This is a genomic window from Bacillus sp. NPDC094106 (assembly GCF_044764345.1).
Taxonomy (GTDB): Bacteria; Bacillota; Bacilli; order Bacillales; family Bacillaceae_G; genus Bacillus_A.
This window is the reverse complement of record NZ_JBIWHY010000006.1, coordinates 134,242-150,081: the sequence shown is the minus strand read 5'-3', so window position 1 is coordinate 150,081 and position 15,840 is coordinate 134,242. Positions and strand designations below refer to the sequence as shown.

The window sequence follows — 15,840 nt, the reverse complement described above, 5'->3', positions numbered from 1 at the left end:
TTTAAAGGAGGGAAGTAAAATGAAAAAAGAAGAAAAACCTTTCTATGTAGTTTTTAATAAGAATAAAAACCCAGTGGTAACGATTGATAGACGAATTGTAAGTGATTCTGATTCTTCAAAAATGGTTGAAAGGTTTAAGAAAAGTGGATTTGAAGTTAAAGAATTGACAAGTAATGAATATAAAAAAGTCAATGAAGTAACAAAATTCCAAGAAATTTGAGTAGAAAGGGATTGTAAATGATGGATGAAAAACATGGGTTAAGCCAAGAGAGAATTAACCTCGCAAAAGAATATGCACAAAGAATTTCAGAAATGGTTGCTAAGGTAGATATGCTGTTTTACTTATCTGATGTAGGTCATATTGAAGAGAAAAAAGCAGAACTTGGGATTAAAAATTTGACAGATGTAATCAAACAAGACACAGAAAAATTATTAGCTAATATAGAAAAACACAATGATGTATAGAAAGAAAAGCTGAATCTTATTTAGAAAAGAGGAATGAGAAATGGTGATGTTTGTGCTACATGAAGATGGTAGTAATTTCTTTAATTTTAATATTAAACAGGAGTGTTTTAAAGTGGGGGATGTCATAGAGCGTGAGGAACTACAAGGTAAATATAAGGTTGTACATGCTGACCCTATAACAGTATCAGTAAAGCCAGTTTAACAATAGAATAATAGTTTATTTTATAGAATGAGGAACCTCCAAAAGGTTCTTTTTATTTTTTTCATCAATTGACTATAGTTGATATAAATATTATAATCTTACCATAAAGATTAAGTGTGGTTATCAAGAGTGTATTAGAATTTAAAATTAAAACGTTCATTATATTGTGTGGAGGTTATAGTCATGGAGACAAAGCGGGTAAATGATTTCATTAATAATGTAATAGGTTCAGATGAATTTCAAAAACTACAACAAGAAGTGGTAAACCAGATGTTTAACAAAATGAAGGACTTCCCATTTGAGTCTGATGACGATGTTAGATTGGTATCATCAAGGCTTAGAGATGGTTTTTACTTAGGTGTTAACTATGAATTAACAAGAAAAATGATTGCTCTGATTGGGAAGAAGGAAAGGAAGGGCGTATAAAGATGAAACTTTCAAAAAGTATGCATATATAAAAGAAAATAAGAAATAATTTTGGGAGGGTATCAAAATGACATTAGGGTTAACAGGTTGGGACATGGAGAACGTACATAAGAAGTAAAAGACAAAACATTTTTCAAACTACTTAATCTTTTTAGAGGTAAAAAGACATCTATTTCTGCAAAATCATCGGATTATTTCCAATCGTTAGAAGATGGTAGCGAAAAAACAAAAGAGTGTCTTGAAAAGGAAATTGTGCATTTAGAAAAAGAAAATTGTGTAGTTGCGCTTAAGATTGCTGAAGAATTGTCAAAAAGTAGTGAATAATACTGGAGTTTTAAGGGAAAAAAGTATGGATTTAGAGAGAGTGTACGACTCGAATACAATTTTAAAGGATGTGTCTAAGATGAGTGAAACAGTTATTTATGGTGTGAAATTAAATGGTGAAGTGGAGTTTGTAGGAGAAACAAGGAACGCATGGAAAGGTGCAATGCATGTATGGACAAACCTCGCAAAAGCCTATGCTGTTGAAGAAGGTCTTGAGCTTGAAAGATTTAGAAATTTATGGCGAATGACTGATAAAGGAATTCTAACGGATTTTGAGAACATTGTGATGAAATCAACTTTCGATAATGTGATTGTAAAAAAAGAAGATATTCCAAAGTTAGTGGATGCATTTAGACAATATGATAAGAAGTATCCGAATAGTAGTTTATTAGAGCAAGCTAATATTATTGAGGGAGATATTTTGAATGACCAAGAAATGATGGGAGTATGTTGGAATCAAACATCTATTAACCGCAACCCCTGGGTCGATGGATACGATGAAGAGAACGAAGAGTATATTCCTTACAATGTACAATGTGGAAATCGACACTGGTATTTATAAAATCAGCTATTTAAAAGAGATGAGGAGTAAAAATGGTAGATATCGAATTTCGTATATGGGATGAGTTAAAGAAAAAAATGTGGCAACCAGAAAATGTTGCAACTCTTGATTTTGATTCAAAATGTGCATGGATTAAAGAAAGATACAAGGGTGGACATTGGGTATATTTCAAAAATGCTAAACTCTTGCAATATACAGGATTTCAAGATAAGAATGGAATTAAGATTTTCGATGGTGACATCATAAGAGTAAATAGATTGACTTTTGATAGTTCGGGACCATTACCAGAAAATCTAATTATTAGGTTTTATAACGGAATGTTTCAGCTTTTCAGAGGTGGCATGTGTTTGCATGGATTACATTTGATATATATAGAAGATGGTGAAGTGATAGGTAATGTGTATGAAAATGCTGATTTAGTAGCAGTTTAATTTGTTAATAAAAATATGAAAAGGATGATTATGAATGAAGAAGTATGAGTATAAAAAAGTTGATTATCAAAAGTTGACAAAGCCACATCATCAAGAGCTTGATGTGAACAAACTGAATGAATTAGGAGCTGAAGGGTGGGAATTAGTCATGATTGATAGTGGTGACTGCGTATTCAAACGAGAAGTTAACGCTTAATAAAAATATTATCGAAATACAATTGCAAGAAACAGTAGGTGTTTTATAGGGAGGACGTTAACAATGAATTTTGTAGAGCAGTGGGAGAAAGTGGATAGACAATTCTTTATTGAATTTATTAATTTGAATAATAAGATATCATCTGGAAGTAAAGAAGAAAAAGAATTTGATGATTTTGTATTATCACATACAGATAAATTAAATAATCCAGACTATCTTCAAATTTTTGCAGAAAGAATGGTACCAACAACGGATTATTTTAAAGAACATTTTGAAATGTGCCATTTTTTCTTTTGCTTTATGGAATCTAATCCTGATTGGAAAAAGTTAGCTTTTAGTTTAAGAACATATTTACGGTTAGAGATGTTTGAAGACCTATTTAAAGAATATCTTGATACACAGAAGTGAAAACGGAGGCATTAAACATGAGGTGTCCAGGATGTAATAAAGATAAAAGTATTGGGATGGTACCGTTGTGTCAAAAGGATGGAAGTGTAATATTAGCTCCCGATTATCGCAATGCCTGTCAGGAAGATTTAATGAATGAATATTTGAAATGAAAAATCGAGAAGGGTGATGTGCCATATGAATGAATATCAAGAAAAAGCTTATAAGAATGATGCGAAAAAAATCCAAGGTGAAATGCGTGAAATGGGATATATGTCTTTTGATATCGTTGCTGTGGCTTATTTCCTGCTAAAGGCTAATATTGATAAGGCTGAAAAACAAATGAGTGTAGAAAATAAACTTCAAGAAATGATGGGAAGAGCAGGAAAACTCTTGAAAGAGTAGTAGGAAGAAAGTAGTTCTAAATGAAAGCAGGGAGAATAATGAAATTAAATATTCCATTAAAGAGAAGAATTCATCAATTTTTTTGTAAGCATAAATATGTAGGGTGGAGTTCTTGTTCAAAAGGAATCAATAACAAAGAAGGATATGAGTATGTGAATTATGAATGCCGTAATTGTGGGTTAAGTATTGGAGAATGGTTTAAGAAAGGAGAATGGGACAAGTTAGATTTTCCTGATAAATACACAATTCAAAATACGAGGGTATTTAAAAGATAAAGATGTTTTGAAATGAGTACAAAGGAAAAAGGAAAGAGAGGAAATATCAAAATGGATATTGAAAAATTAAGTCAAAAAATTGTAGAGAGAAAACAATTGTTGCAAGCATTGAATTCTGAAATAGGTACAAAGGTAATGGGATGGAGCATTAAGATTGCAATGGATGGAGAAACAGAATTTTACGATGATGGAAGTGTTTGTGGTGGATTTTGGGTGCAGGACATTCAAAAAGGCTTTACAAGAGATGAATCTAATACTTTTAAACCATCAGAAAACATTAAACATGCATGGATGGTTCTCGAAAGAATGAAAGAGCATCATAATTATTTATTCTCATTAAGCAGTATAGATTCTAATTGTTTTAAATGTGAACTTCGTTTTGGTAACGAGACTGTAGAATACATTGACCCAAGTGAGTGCGTGGCTATTTGTGTAGCTTCTTTAAAAGCTCTAATGGTCATGAATAGTAAACAATAATAAAGAGGTGCGAGTGACATGGATAGAAAAAGAGAATTTAAATTTGATGGTAAGGAAGTATCATTTACAGAAAAACTTATAATGGGAAAATTGGAAGAAAAGGTAAAACCACTTGGATAAGTTTTTATTTACCTAAGAAAGGAAATGATAACAGTGCCATTGTTTCAAAGAAAAAACTTAGTTAATGCCATTCAATTCAAATCAGTTAAGTTTCATAATCATGATTCTTCATACCCAGAAGTATGGGATAGGGCGATGTTTAGCGAGAATTGGAGCAATAAAACAGCTAAAGATGGTCGATATTATATTGTTAAGCAACCTTCGACTAATATCGGAGGTTGTGAGTATGAGACAGTTAATGATGGTGATTATCTCATTAGAGAAGAAATGGGAGTAATTCATGTAGTAGCAAAAGAAATTTTTGAAAAAAACTATGAGTTAGTTTCTGAATAAAATTGTTAGTTTGAATAATGTGTTTATTTTTTAACAGGAGGTGAAAACGATGAAAAGTTGGATTGATACTTATCCTCATGATATACATGCAAGTGTATTATTGTTGAACGCTGAAATTCATAACTGGAAAATTGGTGAGAGATGTTGGACACACCCTTTTGCGATGAAATGGTCGTATCCTTTTCCTGATAATATTGATAAGTTTAGTGTGAAGACTCATACATGGACAGTTCATACACCAGAAGAACATAGTAAGGTGTTTCAAGAATTCGCACCAGAATGGATGAAACAATGGGCTGTTGCAAAAGATTATGTTGGGCATATGCCATATTAGTAGATGTAGATTCTATCGAAAGGATGATAGTTTGTGAATATCTTTGGTACATTAAGGGACATACAATACAACAACGAGTTACTAAATAAAGAGTTAGCTCGTGTAAAAGAAGAGAATTATCAGTTGAAAGTTGAGAATCTGGAATTAAAAAAACAACTTACTAAGGAACGATTAGCAAAAAAGGAGGGATAAGTATAGTGATATCTATTTGGGTTTGTCCTATTGCGATGGAAAAATACACGTATGGTGCAGAAATAACAGGTACTTCTATTATGACAAAAGAGAACAAAATCAATTTGCTTCTACCCTTGAGAGAAATTATAGATACGGAGTTAAAAGATGATTATTACTTAATTACCGTGTCAGGTGAATAAACTGAAGAGGAGTCGATAACATGGCGAAATGTAGTGGTTGCCAACAAGAAAAAGAAATCGTTAGTTGTGATGCGTATGGTCAATATTGTAACAAATGTGATGAATTAAATTGGATTCAAGATAATTTTAAATAAGAAAATGAATAAAAGGAGAATGAATCATGAAAAACGGTGATTTTTACAAACATTATAAACAGAAAGAATACTATTTTTGTAGCATTGCATTACCATTAAATGAATTTACAGGTCGTACTATTGAGTTGGAAGCAAATGGGATTGCTCAAGATGCTCATACACCTAATGGAGAGGAAATCAAAGAAGCCCAATTATACTACCATAAGGGAGTAACTCTTATTGACAGAGAAAAGCCACATGTGATTTATCAAGCAGAAGTCGATTATGAAACTAATAAGGTTTGGGCAAGAGAGGTCGATGAGTTTTTTGGAATGCAAGAATTACCTTCAGGCGAATTAGTAAAGCGATTTGTAAAAATAGATAAGAAATAGAAGGAGCTGTTAAGATTGAGATTACTTTGTACAAAAGATGTTCTACAAGAAGGTAGCAAGAACAAAGTCATGTTTGCAAAGGGTAATACATATATTGCACGTAAAATAGATGTTGTTACAGATAAACCGTTGGTGATGGTTCCAGTATTACAAGCTGTTAATGATTTGAATGAAAGAAGTATTATTCTAAATTATTATGATGACTCTTTAAATACATTTTTTGAAGAGCATTTTTCAAAGTTGTGAAGATAACTTTGAATATATAGAAATGATGTGATTAAAATAAAAATTGAGATAACTATAAAATGCACAGAATGTCCAAACGAAAGTACAATTCCTTTAGAAAGAGTTATAAATCGTAATAATGGTAGAATATATGAGGATTATTTATCTCTTGTGGATTCAATTAATAAAGATGATAAATTCAAAGCAGATATGTCACATTGTTAAAATGGAAGTCTGCTTTTATGAAGCGGTTTTTAAATCTAAAATTATTTGTAAAAAGTGAAAATTTATATACGATTATTGCAAGAACCGAAGGGGAAACAAAGAGGAATAATCCCTTTTGTAGATACACCAAAAGAAAAGATAACAATGGAGAATTTATCATTACAAGATGTAGAAGAAAAGTATATAGAACGCAATGGGAGTATATAGAATGATATACATATTACAAATATGTTGTATGGTTGGATTACCATTAGTTATGGGAAAGGAGCCGAATGGTTCCTTTCTTTTTCCTATCTATAGGGAATATTTCAGGGTTTTAAATGTATAATACATGGATTTCACAGAAAAAAGGAATTGCAAAAATAGGTTATGAAAGGGTGTTAATAATGAAAAAGGAAAAGGTTGAAAAGGTATCTTTTAATCAAGGGGAAGAGCATTTACAGATTATTAAAACTAACATAGATTTTGTTAAGGAATGGTCCACTAAGCATTTAGAGAAAATGTTAAGTTTTACACCTGTAGTTCACGTAAAAAGAAACATTCGCTACTTGGATTTTGAAATTGATGAAACAGAAATGGATTATGAAAAATTCCAAGTGTATTGCAAGTATTTTCGTCACGAAAGGAATCAAGAGCATCAAATGGATTTCGAGAAATTACTTACATATGTTTTTGGTAAGGCTTTATATGTAATTAAAATGATAGATTTTGAAACATTATATATTATTAGGGACATAGAACGAGGAGCGGATTATTTCCAATAATACTCTGTCGTTATTATATATCTTTTGCTACTGCATATAATGAAAGTAATTGCGGTGTAATTTCTGCGGAATACACTTAAGGGAGTTCCATGCGTGGGACTCTCTTTTTATTTTACTCATAATACATTACAAGAATTGATTCTATACTGCATAGAGCAAAAAGAAAAAAGGAAAGTAATGTTATTAACATAAAATAAGAATACTCTAATAGTATTGTTCATGTAAAGGCTGAGATAATTTGTCTCAGCTTTTCTTTTTATTGAATTTCCTCTTTTTTAATCACATATGATAGTACGAATATATAAAACAGGTATTTTACATTGAAATGATTAAAGAGGAGTGTTTGAGTGATGACAGGTTATTATTTATATGAAGGTATGCAAATGGAGTTAAACGGAGAAAAATTAGCTATTTATGGTGATGCAGAAGCAACAAACCCACGAGAAAAAGTTGGGAACTTAGGAAAAATGGTATGCTTCGATAAAAACCATAGATTAGGCGATGAACATTCTTTTGAAACAGAGGTAGATTTTAAAAATGAAATAAATGATAAAAATGCGGTTATCCTACCCATCTATCTGCATGAAGGTCGTACACTTGAAATAAGTGTTGTGCAATATACAGAATTCGCAAGACATATAGGTTATATTTATATTAATAGAGAAATGATTCGTGCCAGATATCAAGTAAATCGAGTATCTAAAGTGTTAAAACAAGAAATTGTTCAGGAATTAATGAATGAAGTAAAGCAATATGATTACTATTTAAAAGGTCAAGTATATGGATATCAAGTATTTAATCCTTTAGGAGAAGTAATTGAAAGTCGATTTGGTTTTTATGGTCCGAATCCGATTTCTAATGGATTAACAGATTTCTTACCAGGATTTTTTACGAAATAAAAGTACAAGGAATTGAGATTATATATAATTATAAGAGCTAATAAAGGAGAATAATGATGAATACTATTGAAATTGAACAATTGAAAAACAATTTAGCTGTAAAAGTTGGGATATTAGAAAATAAAATTAAAAATGGTGAAATTAATGATGATACATCAGTTGAGTTAATCAATCTCTTCAAAAAATATGAGAAGCATGGGACAACCCTTGAAGAATTGAAACTACTTTTTGAAGATGTTGAATTGGTATTAAGCTAAAAAATTTGTATGCACAGAGAATCATTCTTTGTGTTTTTTATATCCTCAAAAAAGAACATACGTTTGATTTTGGCGTGAATTTGTTTATAATATACATATAAGACTGTGGAGGGGATAAATGTATGTTGCAAGTTTCTACTACTGATGAAGTACAAGGTTTGTATGTATTAGTGGATGAAATAATAAAGGTGTATACTCCCTTTATTAAGGGTCAAAAATTTAACGAAAAAAGAAAAGGGTTATCCATAAAATTAATAAGTGAATTAAAGCTTATAGGATTTGAACATAGAAGAAACATTGGGAAATTAGCGGTATATGGATTGAAGTATATCGTTGGTGACACAAAGGAACTGCAAGAGATTATGATTTGGATAGGAGAAATGAATGGTGGTTTGGGGGAATTAATCGTAAATCATTATAACCAAGGACATATAGACACTACCTCGAACGTTATTTGAATTGAATTAAAATGCTCACATGATAAAATATAGAGTGTAGAGATTAATCACTTTGATAAATTCTTTCATCATTATAAAAACCTACCAAAAGAAAAGAGTCCATCGACCACATTGGGGCTCTTTTGTATATAAAGCGTAAATAAAAAAAGGGTGCTAAATTAGCATCCTTTTTTACTTTATAAAGCTGTTTTCTTTTCTTCATTTGAACCAGACTTTCCTTTTCGTAAGTAGTGAATAATAAATGTTCCTACAAACGCTAAGATGATAACAGAGAAGAATACTGTATGATTGATTTCAATACCGATTTGGTCAATGCTTAGTAGCATTTTCACACCAATGAAAGCAATCAATACATAAGCAGTTGTTTCTAATTCAGGAATTTTATCAATAATTGTGATGAATACTCCTGCAATACCTCGCATCATTAAAATTCCAAGTACGCCACCTAAAAACAATACCCATACCTCATTACTAACAGCAAATGAAGCTAAGATACTATCTACAGAGAAAGAAATATCCATTAACTCTACTGTTGCTACTGTTGCCCAGAACACTCCAATATAACGGGCTAAGAATCCATCTTTTACATCTACAGCTTCATCTTCAGGATTTTCTGCACCTTGTTTATCAATATAACGTTCTTTGAAGAATTTAAATGATAGCCAGAGTAGATAAAGAGCTCCAAATACTTTTACAATTGTAAATTTGACTAAGTAAGTACCTAATCCAATCGCAATGAATCGGAATAGATATGCTCCCCATAATCCATACATCAAGGCTTTTTTACGCTGTTCTTCAGGTAAATGTCTTACCATAACTGCTAATACTAAAGCGTTATCGGCAGAAAGCAACCCTTCCAAAAGAACTAAACTACCAATTAATCCCCATGCTACAGGGTCACTTAATACTACTTTCCACATATGTAAATCAAAGAAAGACGCATAAGTCGATAAGATATTTTGTAACATCAAAAGTCACTCCTATTAAGTTTTCGTATGAACATATCTTATATCTTTTATTAACTATAGTCAATATTTAAAAATTAATGTATACTACATTTGATGAAAGTTATTCGAGGATTGTAGATGAGTAGACTCGGAATAAAATAAATACATTGAGTAAAGGATGGAGCAAAAAATGGGAAAAACAAATGAGCGACAAGTAGTATTGGAAAGCAAAATGCAGGAGTTTTTTAAAACAAAAAACAAGGAGAGTTTTCAAGAGTTCCTTCAGGTAAATGATTATAGCATTGTGGAGCGTATGAGTGTTTTTCATAAAGTGTCAAAAGAATATAAACAAGTGTCTGTGTATAGACTGATGCAATTATCTGTAGATAAAGCAACAGATAAGAAAATTCGTGGGGAGCTTATTCAATACATGAGCAAATGGTTAAAAGAAGAGGGCTTGACTGAAGGAGAAATGCAAGAAATGATTACAAAATATCCCAATACATTAGAATTGGCGTGATAGTCTGTGAATTATAATTAGAAACTAAAATAACGAATTAGATGTAAGAGTAGAGAGGATGTATGAATCATGAATAATAAAAAGGAAAAAGTGATTGTGTATGGGGTTCCTGTTTTATTGTTCCTTGTATTGTGTTTGTCCATATTATGTGTTTATAGAGTAACAAAAAACGAAATTCATGTTGTTCAAACAAATTCAACAATTAGGCACGAATTGGTTTCAAAGGAACTTGGAATTTCGGTAGATGAGTTTATGTTGAATCAATCAAGTCAACAAACAGGTTACTTAGTAAAAACAAAGGACAATATATATTTTGCTGATTTTAAACAAGAAAAATTAGAAGATGTTCCAGAATTAATTGATATTCATCCATTAACAATACGAGAGGCTAAGTATTTGCAAGCCAAATAATATAGGGTCTTTATAAAGTTCTCAATAAGAGAGCTTTTTTCATAAAAAAATAGTCGAACAAGATTAAACACTTCTACTATTCTTTGGGAGCAGAATCTTATTTAAAATAAAAGTATAATTAGTTAGATAAGGGTGTGATGGTATGAAAAAAATCTTCGCTTTATTAATGTTGATAATGATGTTGGCAGGATGTATGACTTCACAACCGCCAAAGAAAGTAGAACATAAAGATATTTTTGCTGAGTTAAATAAGAAACCAGATTTTAAAAAAGATTCAAGAATGCAGATTTTAGAGCAAAATGATGTGCCATTCGAGGAGAAAAGTAATTTATCAGAGGTAACCATTTTGCAAGACAAGAAAACCTTCTGCAAATATGTATATACATATACAAAAGCATCTGGTTCAGGGGGCTCTTCAAGCGTGTGAAGGGCGTAGCCCTACGGTAAGGGGGAGATGAATTTCGGTTGTACATCCTACAACATGTTTTATCATACTTAAATTAATACTGTAGTGTAAAATATTATTTACTTATTAGTGTTAACTTGTTATAGTTAAATACATAGAGGAGGTGGATAATTTTATGATACGTGCAAAAAAGGTCTGTTTTTCAGCTACGAAAGAAATGATACAACGATTATTTGAATGTAATCGTATTTCCGCTTCTATCTGGAATGAATGTTTACAGCTTGCGAAACAGTATTCTCTTTCTCAAGATGGAAAATGGATTGGGAAAACACAATTACAAAGAGAATTGAAAGGAAAATATGCATTACATTCCCAATCTATACAAGCGGTGGCTCATACATACTTATTTGCCAGAGATGCTACGCATCAAGCAATCAAAAAAGGCATCAGAACCGCTTGTTATCCCTATAAGAAGAAACATCACTTCAATACGAAATGGGTAGATAAAGGATTTCGTATTCACGCAAATGGAAGAATCGAACTTTCTATGGGACGAGGAAGAAATCCTATCGTAGTACATGCAAACCTTTCTACTTTACCGAAAGGAGATATCAAGGAAATCGAATGTTGTTATGACAATAGTCTCTACTTCGCTATTTCTTTCGAAGATGGTATATCTTCTGTAGAGAACATAGGTACTCGCTCCGTAGGAGTCGATTTAGGTGAAATCCATTCGATTGCCTCTTTTTGCGAAAACGGTGAAGCACTTATTGTTACAGGAAGAAAAATTCGTTCTATCCAACGTCTTCGCAATAAAAAAATAGCGGAATTGCAAAAACTCACCAGTAAATGTAAAAAAGGTTCTCGGCAATGGAGAAAATATCAACGAGCAAAGCGATTTATTTTATCTAAATCCGAAAAACAAATGCAAGATGCTTTACATAAAACAACGAAACAATTTGTAGATTGGTGTCTTCTTCAAGAAGCGAAACATATTTATGTAGGCAATCCAGAGGGTGTGCAACGTCACACAAAGAAAAAGAATCGTAAAAAGACAAATCAAAAATTGTCAAATTGGTCATTTGGCAAGCTGAAACAATATATTCAGTATAAAACAGCACAACATGGTATGAATTGTGTGTTTGTAGAAGAATCTTATACTTCCCAAACGTGTCCATGTTGTCAAAACAGACGAAAAGTAACGTCTCGTAATTATATTTGTACTTGTGGTTATCAAGAACATCGAGATATTCATGGTGCAAGGAATATTTTATCTAAGAGTTTGTATAAACAAATGCAACATATTCCTGTGGAAACAAAACAAACGTATCTACGGATTGCATAAGCAAGAAGTAGTAGAAGGTGTGTTCCCACCCTCATCCGTAAGGATGTGTTGCTGATAGAGACAGTCTACTTGTCTTGCTATCTATATAGATAGTGTAGAAAAGGAAAACCCTTGTCTACTTTCTAAGAGAGGTCTTCTGTAATCGTCAGAAACCCCCACTTCAAGCTATGCTAAGTGGGGGAGGTTCATTGGCCAACGTAATATTAATGCCTTAGGATTTGAACTAAGTAAATTGATGCAATAAGTAAAAGAAGCAGTAGGTTTTCCACTGCTTCTTTTTATGCTTGTCTTTTTACTTCATAAATAATACTTAAATCTTATAGTTATCTTCAATTTTATGAATGAATTGAGGATGTCCTTTTAAATATTAAAGCAGGTTATCTTCTTGCTTTTCAATATCAGATGCACGACTTCCTGATAATGCTAAAGCGTCTAAAAAAGTATCATCTATAATTACTCCTAAAGTTCATTTCTTATAAAATACCTATGTGTAAAATCTGTATATTATAGCTACTTTCTTCCGTATTATTCAAAATGCTATTATGATAGATAAAGGATAAAACAAGGGAGAAATGAATATGCCCAACTTACATTGGGAAGAATTAACGAAACTACAAATAGGGAAATATGGTGAATATTTTGCAAAAATGGAATTTGCATCATATGGGTTAGAAGTGTATTCTCCAGAAATAGATGACCATGGAATAGATTTTATTATAAAAGATAAAAAGGGAAATTATAAAGAGATTCAAGTAAAATCTAAAAGGGGTATGGGATATGTATACATGGAGAAAACCAAATTTGATATAACAAATAAGAATCTATATCTCGCATTGTTAATTTTTGAACATGGCAGATTTCCAGATGTATTCCTGATACCTTCAGAAGCATGGAGTGCATCAAACGGTGTTTTTGTAGATAGAGGATATGAGAAGCCAGGGCAAACATCTAAACCAGAATATGGTCTAAATATTTCTAAGAAAAATTATTCAATCCTTGAAATTTTTTCAATGGAAAATATGGTGCGAGATTTATTGAAATAAAATATAGCAAGAATTAATGTTTACTTGCCCAAACTTCAGGAAGGAATAGTAAGGCATATTATAATGAAGCAGTATTAACATATGGAAGAATACGTAATATATTTTGCATGTTTTCAAAGGGATTGAACATATAACTTGAAAAACGCTGTTAAATGAACAGCATTATGGAGTAAATCAAAGAATGAAGTATATTTATGGATATGAATACTGAGACGATTTAGTTAATCTAAATGGTCTTTTTATTTTATTATCTAAATGATTGTTCTTATTATTCTACGTAAATATTTTATTGACTATAGTTGATATTGAATATAGAATATACTCCATACTGTATTATAAAGGGTGAGTTAATTTGCATAGAGTTATTACAATAGAGTTTGTAAAAGAAGAATTTAAAAAAGCAGGTATTGAATTGGTCTCTACTACGTATGAAGGAAGAATGAAGCCGTTAGTCTATAAATGTAAAAAACATGGAGAATTAACAAAAACATGGGCAAATTTCAATAGAAGTCCAGGATGTTCTAAATGTAATGAAAAGCATGTAGATATGGAAGAAGTAAAAACAAAGGTTGAAGAATCAGGGTTCGAATTGTTAACAAAAACATCTATCAATAGTAGACAATACATAAAATTTAAATGTAAGTTACATGGAATAAAAGAAGTGAAATGGATGAATTTTAGACGTGTAGAGATTGGATGTCCCGAATGTCGTAAACAACATAGAAAAGAAAAAAGTAAGAAGCATACGAAAGTAAATTTAAATGAGAAGGAAAAAGAACTTGTTGGGAAAAAATACTCTTGCTTACAAGTGTTAGGATTTCACTCAGTCTATAAAGATGGTAAAACCTTATTTAAATGTCAGTGTGATTGTGGAAAAACAACTTTTGCAAATAAAAGTCAATTGTTTAGGAAGCTGAAACAGAGCTGTGGTTGCATAAAAAAGCGTCCTCGAAAATTTTTGAAGCTAAATGGAGAGAGCAAGTCGATAAATGAGTGGTCTGCTTATTTTGGAATTTGCCAATCGACACTACGAATGTATCTCAAGAAAGGTTACACATACGAAGATTTATATTATAAGAAGTTAAACAAGCGTAGTTCTTTTAAAAAAATACAAAAAAAAGAAATGAATTATATTTTGAATAAATTTAAAAGTATTTATCCTGATGTTGAAGAGGTCAAATACAGAAGACATGACTTAGAGGTTTGTGGTAAAAGAATCCTAATTAAATATGCAAATGCAAATGACAAAGGAAGAGCAAGTTTTACATATGTACAAAGACAAAGAAGGAATAAAGAAATCTATGAAAATGAAACGATATTAAAAAATGGGAAGATAAAAGACATCAATGAGCATAGTTGTGACTATGTGTTGTTTCTTGTATCGAAGGGAGATGAATATAATACATGGATTATTCCTATTGAAGATATTCGAGAAGATGCACAAGGAGTCTCTTTGGCAACAGGAAGACGAAGTAAGTTTAGTTTATACGAAGAGGCATGGGATTTAATTTCGTTAGATGAATCAGAGCAAGTAGAATTAGCTAAAACCGCTTAATATAAGCGGTTTTTTTATGTATTTTTGAAGATGACGAATAAGGATGATTCTTAGAATCTAAAATAAATGGAATATATAAAACAGGTAATTTTAAAAATTTATTAAAAAGGTGGATTCTTACTATGAGTGAAGCAGTATACGAAATTGTAACAGAAAATATTATTAAGAAGTTAGAAGAAGGCACAATTCCTTGGAGAAAACCATGGGTAGGTACAGATGTTGCGGTCAATTGGAAAACGCAAACTCCTTATCGTGGTATTAATCAATTTTTATTATCAAGTGGGGAATATGCAACGTATAAACAAATTACAGAAGCAGGTGGCAGAATTAAAGAAGGAGAAAGTAAGAAATATAGTATCGCTGTATTATGGAAATGGATTAAGAAAAAAGGGAAAAAAGATGAAGAGAAGGAAGAAGACACATATCCATTATTACGTTACTACAGAGTGTATGAAATCAATACGCAATGCGAGGGGTTAGAGAGTAAACGAGTAAGCACATCTTTCGAGCATGACCCTGTAGAAGAAGCTGAAAAACTAATAAAGGATTTTATGAATAAACCAGATATGACTTACAACCCTGGTTCGGCATACTATCGCCCATCAATGGATGTCGTAAATGTACCACCAATGAAACATTTTCCGAATGTAGATGAATTCTACTCTACATGTTTTCATGAATTGGTCCATTCAACAGGTCATAAAAGTCGTTTAAATCGTTCAGGTATTGTAGAAGTTGCTAAATTCGGTGATGAAGTGTATTCAAAAGAAGAACTTGTTGCTGAACTTGGAGCGTCTATGATGAGTGCGATTGCAGGTATTGATAATAGTACGTTTGAAAACAGTGCGTCATACCTAAAAGGATGGTTAGGAGCATTAAAAGGGGATTCTCGTTTGATTGTACAAGCAAGTGCTCAAGCACAAAAAGCGGTCGATTATATAAGAGGAATTAAATATGAAAACTAAGCCG

At 31.6% G+C, this 15,840-nt stretch carries 30 protein-coding genes; 29 read left to right on the top strand and 1 reads right to left on the bottom strand.

The annotated features are described in order from the left end of the window. Positions 1-19 precede the first annotated feature (19 nt). From ACIQ7L_RS11005 to ACIQ7L_RS10900, 22 genes are all read left to right on the top strand, one after another. On the top strand, positions 20-220 hold the full coding sequence (locus ACIQ7L_RS11005) for a hypothetical protein (RefSeq protein WP_400569045.1): 201 nt from the start codon (positions 20-22) through the stop codon (positions 218-220). 20 nt (positions 221-240) lie between these two features. Further along, positions 241-465: a hypothetical protein gene (locus tag ACIQ7L_RS11000; protein WP_400569043.1), complete on the top strand. Its 225-nt coding sequence runs from the start codon at positions 241-243 to the stop codon at positions 463-465. 40 nt (positions 466-505) lie between these two features. Continuing rightward, positions 506-667 carry a hypothetical protein gene (locus ACIQ7L_RS10995; protein WP_400569041.1) on the top strand — a complete coding sequence of 54 codons (162 nt, stop codon included), beginning with the start codon at positions 506-508 and terminating at the stop codon, positions 665-667. Positions 668-850: 183 nt separating this feature from the next. Beyond that, the gene (locus ACIQ7L_RS10990) at positions 851-1,093 is read left to right on the top strand and encodes a hypothetical protein (RefSeq protein ID WP_400569039.1); all 243 of its coding nucleotides are present in this window, start codon (positions 851-853) and stop codon (positions 1,091-1,093) included. A 349-nt stretch (positions 1,094-1,442) separates the two neighbouring features. Beyond that, positions 1,443-1,979 (top strand): hypothetical protein, encoded by a 537-nt coding sequence (locus ACIQ7L_RS10985; RefSeq protein ID WP_400569038.1) that lies wholly within the window; start codon positions 1,443-1,445, stop codon positions 1,977-1,979. A 32-nt stretch (positions 1,980-2,011) separates the two neighbouring features. Continuing rightward, positions 2,012-2,410, top strand: coding sequence for a YopX family protein (locus tag ACIQ7L_RS10980; protein WP_400569037.1), 399 nt, complete (start codon positions 2,012-2,014; stop codon positions 2,408-2,410). A 34-nt stretch (positions 2,411-2,444) separates the two neighbouring features. After that, positions 2,445-2,606 (top strand): DUF4177 domain-containing protein, encoded by a 162-nt coding sequence (locus ACIQ7L_RS10975; protein ID WP_400569036.1) that lies wholly within the window; start codon positions 2,445-2,447, stop codon positions 2,604-2,606. A 63-nt stretch (positions 2,607-2,669) separates the two neighbouring features. Further along, positions 2,670-3,014: a hypothetical protein gene (locus ACIQ7L_RS10970; protein WP_400569034.1), complete on the top strand. Its 345-nt coding sequence runs from the start codon at positions 2,670-2,672 to the stop codon at positions 3,012-3,014. 17 nt (positions 3,015-3,031) lie between these two features. Then, complete coding sequence (locus ACIQ7L_RS10965; RefSeq protein WP_400569032.1) at positions 3,032-3,166, top strand: hypothetical protein; 135 nt, start codon at positions 3,032-3,034, stop codon at positions 3,164-3,166. Positions 3,167-3,191: 25 nt separating this feature from the next. Then, positions 3,192-3,398 carry a hypothetical protein gene (locus tag ACIQ7L_RS10960; RefSeq protein ID WP_400569030.1) on the top strand — a complete coding sequence of 69 codons (207 nt, stop codon included), beginning with the start codon at positions 3,192-3,194 and terminating at the stop codon, positions 3,396-3,398. A 38-nt stretch (positions 3,399-3,436) separates the two neighbouring features. Continuing rightward, the gene (locus ACIQ7L_RS10955; RefSeq protein WP_400569029.1) at positions 3,437-3,673 is read left to right on the top strand and encodes a hypothetical protein; all 237 of its coding nucleotides are present in this window, start codon (positions 3,437-3,439) and stop codon (positions 3,671-3,673) included. A gap of 12 nt (positions 3,674-3,685) precedes the next feature. After that, the gene (locus tag ACIQ7L_RS10950; RefSeq protein WP_400569027.1) at positions 3,686-4,150 is read left to right on the top strand and encodes a BC1872 family protein; all 465 of its coding nucleotides are present in this window, start codon (positions 3,686-3,688) and stop codon (positions 4,148-4,150) included. A gap of 153 nt (positions 4,151-4,303) precedes the next feature. After that, positions 4,304-4,603, top strand: coding sequence for a hypothetical protein (locus ACIQ7L_RS10945; protein WP_400569026.1), 300 nt, complete (start codon positions 4,304-4,306; stop codon positions 4,601-4,603). A gap of 49 nt (positions 4,604-4,652) precedes the next feature. Further along, the gene (locus ACIQ7L_RS10940; RefSeq protein ID WP_400569024.1) at positions 4,653-4,937 is read left to right on the top strand and encodes a hypothetical protein; all 285 of its coding nucleotides are present in this window, start codon (positions 4,653-4,655) and stop codon (positions 4,935-4,937) included. A 33-nt stretch (positions 4,938-4,970) separates the two neighbouring features. Further along, positions 4,971-5,129, top strand: coding sequence for a hypothetical protein (locus ACIQ7L_RS10935; RefSeq protein ID WP_400569022.1), 159 nt, complete (start codon positions 4,971-4,973; stop codon positions 5,127-5,129). Between the two features lie 5 nt (positions 5,130-5,134). Beyond that, positions 5,135-5,311 carry a hypothetical protein gene (locus ACIQ7L_RS10930; RefSeq protein WP_400569020.1) on the top strand — a complete coding sequence of 59 codons (177 nt, stop codon included), beginning with the start codon at positions 5,135-5,137 and terminating at the stop codon, positions 5,309-5,311. A gap of 160 nt (positions 5,312-5,471) precedes the next feature. After that, positions 5,472-5,816, top strand: coding sequence for a hypothetical protein (locus ACIQ7L_RS10925; RefSeq protein WP_400569018.1), 345 nt, complete (start codon positions 5,472-5,474; stop codon positions 5,814-5,816). A gap of 15 nt (positions 5,817-5,831) precedes the next feature. Continuing rightward, positions 5,832-6,062 (top strand): hypothetical protein, encoded by a 231-nt coding sequence (locus ACIQ7L_RS10920; RefSeq protein ID WP_400569017.1) that lies wholly within the window; start codon positions 5,832-5,834, stop codon positions 6,060-6,062. A gap of 590 nt (positions 6,063-6,652) precedes the next feature. Next, entirely contained in the window at positions 6,653-7,030 is a 378-nt protein-coding gene (locus tag ACIQ7L_RS10915; RefSeq protein WP_400569016.1) for a hypothetical protein, read from the top strand. 350 nt (positions 7,031-7,380) lie between these two features. Beyond that, entirely contained in the window at positions 7,381-7,929 is a 549-nt protein-coding gene (locus tag ACIQ7L_RS10910; RefSeq protein ID WP_400569014.1) for a hypothetical protein, read from the top strand. Positions 7,930-7,985: 56 nt separating this feature from the next. Then, complete coding sequence (locus ACIQ7L_RS10905) at positions 7,986-8,186, top strand: hypothetical protein (RefSeq protein WP_400569012.1); 201 nt, start codon at positions 7,986-7,988, stop codon at positions 8,184-8,186. 122 nt (positions 8,187-8,308) lie between these two features. Continuing rightward, positions 8,309-8,644, top strand: a complete 336-nt coding sequence (locus tag ACIQ7L_RS10900) for a hypothetical protein (RefSeq protein WP_400569010.1) — start codon at positions 8,309-8,311, stop codon at positions 8,642-8,644. Positions 8,645-8,820: 176 nt separating this feature from the next. On the opposite strand, the gene ACIQ7L_RS10895 is transcribed toward ACIQ7L_RS10900, so the two are convergent. Next, the gene (locus ACIQ7L_RS10895) at positions 8,821-9,612 is read right to left on the bottom strand and encodes a TerC family protein (protein ID WP_400569009.1); all 792 of its coding nucleotides are present in this window, start codon (positions 9,610-9,612) and stop codon (positions 8,821-8,823) included. 169 nt (positions 9,613-9,781) lie between these two features. On the opposite strand from ACIQ7L_RS10895, the gene ACIQ7L_RS10890 reads away from it, so the two are divergent. The 7 genes from ACIQ7L_RS10890 to ACIQ7L_RS10860 all read left to right on the top strand — a co-directional run bounded on the left by ACIQ7L_RS10890 (position 9,782) and on the right by ACIQ7L_RS10860 (position 15,836). Continuing rightward, the gene (locus tag ACIQ7L_RS10890; protein WP_400569007.1) at positions 9,782-10,111 is read left to right on the top strand and encodes a hypothetical protein; all 330 of its coding nucleotides are present in this window, start codon (positions 9,782-9,784) and stop codon (positions 10,109-10,111) included. 69 nt (positions 10,112-10,180) lie between these two features. Beyond that, a complete protein-coding gene (locus tag ACIQ7L_RS10885; RefSeq protein ID WP_400569006.1) occupies positions 10,181-10,522 on the top strand; it encodes a hypothetical protein in 342 nt (113 codons plus the stop codon). 142 nt (positions 10,523-10,664) lie between these two features. Next, positions 10,665-10,949, top strand: a complete 285-nt coding sequence (locus tag ACIQ7L_RS10880; protein WP_400569004.1) for a hypothetical protein — start codon at positions 10,665-10,667, stop codon at positions 10,947-10,949. A gap of 154 nt (positions 10,950-11,103) precedes the next feature. Next, a complete protein-coding gene (locus ACIQ7L_RS10875) occupies positions 11,104-12,273 on the top strand; it encodes an RNA-guided endonuclease InsQ/TnpB family protein (protein WP_400569003.1) in 1,170 nt (389 codons plus the stop codon). A gap of 647 nt (positions 12,274-12,920) precedes the next feature. Then, the gene (locus tag ACIQ7L_RS10870) at positions 12,921-13,316 is read left to right on the top strand and encodes a DUF4365 domain-containing protein (protein WP_400569002.1); all 396 of its coding nucleotides are present in this window, start codon (positions 12,921-12,923) and stop codon (positions 13,314-13,316) included. Between the two features lie 352 nt (positions 13,317-13,668). Beyond that, positions 13,669-14,871 (top strand): hypothetical protein, encoded by a 1,203-nt coding sequence (locus tag ACIQ7L_RS10865; protein ID WP_400569000.1) that lies wholly within the window; start codon positions 13,669-13,671, stop codon positions 14,869-14,871. Between the two features lie 122 nt (positions 14,872-14,993). Next, positions 14,994-15,836, top strand: coding sequence for an ArdC family protein (locus ACIQ7L_RS10860; protein ID WP_400568998.1), 843 nt, complete (start codon positions 14,994-14,996; stop codon positions 15,834-15,836). Positions 15,837-15,840 lie beyond the last annotated feature (4 nt).

Coding starts and splice junctions, on each gene's coding strand:
- ACIQ7L_RS10955 (WP_400569029.1), top strand. CDS start 3,437: ATGAAATTAAATATTCCATTAAAGAGAAGAATTCATCAATTTTTTTGT.
- ACIQ7L_RS10870 (WP_400569002.1), top strand. CDS start 12,921: ATGGAATTTGCATCATATGGGTTAGAAGTGTATTCTCCAGAAATAGAT.
- ACIQ7L_RS10860 (WP_400568998.1), top strand. CDS start 14,994: ATGAGTGAAGCAGTATACGAAATTGTAACAGAAAATATTATTAAGAAG.
- ACIQ7L_RS10885 (WP_400569006.1), top strand. CDS start 10,181: ATGAATAATAAAAAGGAAAAAGTGATTGTGTATGGGGTTCCTGTTTTA.
- ACIQ7L_RS10940 (WP_400569024.1), top strand. CDS start 4,653: ATGAAAAGTTGGATTGATACTTATCCTCATGATATACATGCAAGTGTA.
- ACIQ7L_RS10950 (WP_400569027.1), top strand. CDS start 3,686: ATGAGTACAAAGGAAAAAGGAAAGAGAGGAAATATCAAAATGGATATT.
- ACIQ7L_RS10990 (WP_400569039.1), top strand. CDS start 851: ATGGAGACAAAGCGGGTAAATGATTTCATTAATAATGTAATAGGTTCA.
- ACIQ7L_RS11005 (WP_400569045.1), top strand. CDS start 20: ATGAAAAAAGAAGAAAAACCTTTCTATGTAGTTTTTAATAAGAATAAA.
- ACIQ7L_RS10995 (WP_400569041.1), top strand. CDS start 506: ATGGTGATGTTTGTGCTACATGAAGATGGTAGTAATTTCTTTAATTTT.
- ACIQ7L_RS10895 (WP_400569009.1), bottom strand. CDS start 9,612: ATGTTACAAAATATCTTATCGACTTATGCGTCTTTCTTTGATTTACAT.
- ACIQ7L_RS10875 (WP_400569003.1), top strand. CDS start 11,104: ATGATACGTGCAAAAAAGGTCTGTTTTTCAGCTACGAAAGAAATGATA.
- ACIQ7L_RS10900 (WP_400569010.1), top strand. CDS start 8,309: ATGTTGCAAGTTTCTACTACTGATGAAGTACAAGGTTTGTATGTATTA.
- ACIQ7L_RS10880 (WP_400569004.1), top strand. CDS start 10,665: ATGAAAAAAATCTTCGCTTTATTAATGTTGATAATGATGTTGGCAGGA.
- ACIQ7L_RS11000 (WP_400569043.1), top strand. CDS start 241: ATGGATGAAAAACATGGGTTAAGCCAAGAGAGAATTAACCTCGCAAAA.
- ACIQ7L_RS10965 (WP_400569032.1), top strand. CDS start 3,032: ATGAGGTGTCCAGGATGTAATAAAGATAAAAGTATTGGGATGGTACCG.
- ACIQ7L_RS10910 (WP_400569014.1), top strand. CDS start 7,381: ATGACAGGTTATTATTTATATGAAGGTATGCAAATGGAGTTAAACGGA.
- ACIQ7L_RS10960 (WP_400569030.1), top strand. CDS start 3,192: ATGAATGAATATCAAGAAAAAGCTTATAAGAATGATGCGAAAAAAATC.
- ACIQ7L_RS10980 (WP_400569037.1), top strand. CDS start 2,012: ATGGTAGATATCGAATTTCGTATATGGGATGAGTTAAAGAAAAAAATG.
- ACIQ7L_RS10975 (WP_400569036.1), top strand. CDS start 2,445: ATGAAGAAGTATGAGTATAAAAAAGTTGATTATCAAAAGTTGACAAAG.
- ACIQ7L_RS10905 (WP_400569012.1), top strand. CDS start 7,986: ATGAATACTATTGAAATTGAACAATTGAAAAACAATTTAGCTGTAAAA.
- ACIQ7L_RS10890 (WP_400569007.1), top strand. CDS start 9,782: ATGGGAAAAACAAATGAGCGACAAGTAGTATTGGAAAGCAAAATGCAG.
- ACIQ7L_RS10985 (WP_400569038.1), top strand. CDS start 1,443: ATGGATTTAGAGAGAGTGTACGACTCGAATACAATTTTAAAGGATGTG.
- ACIQ7L_RS10915 (WP_400569016.1), top strand. CDS start 6,653: ATGAAAAAGGAAAAGGTTGAAAAGGTATCTTTTAATCAAGGGGAAGAG.
- ACIQ7L_RS10970 (WP_400569034.1), top strand. CDS start 2,670: ATGAATTTTGTAGAGCAGTGGGAGAAAGTGGATAGACAATTCTTTATT.
- ACIQ7L_RS10925 (WP_400569018.1), top strand. CDS start 5,472: ATGAAAAACGGTGATTTTTACAAACATTATAAACAGAAAGAATACTAT.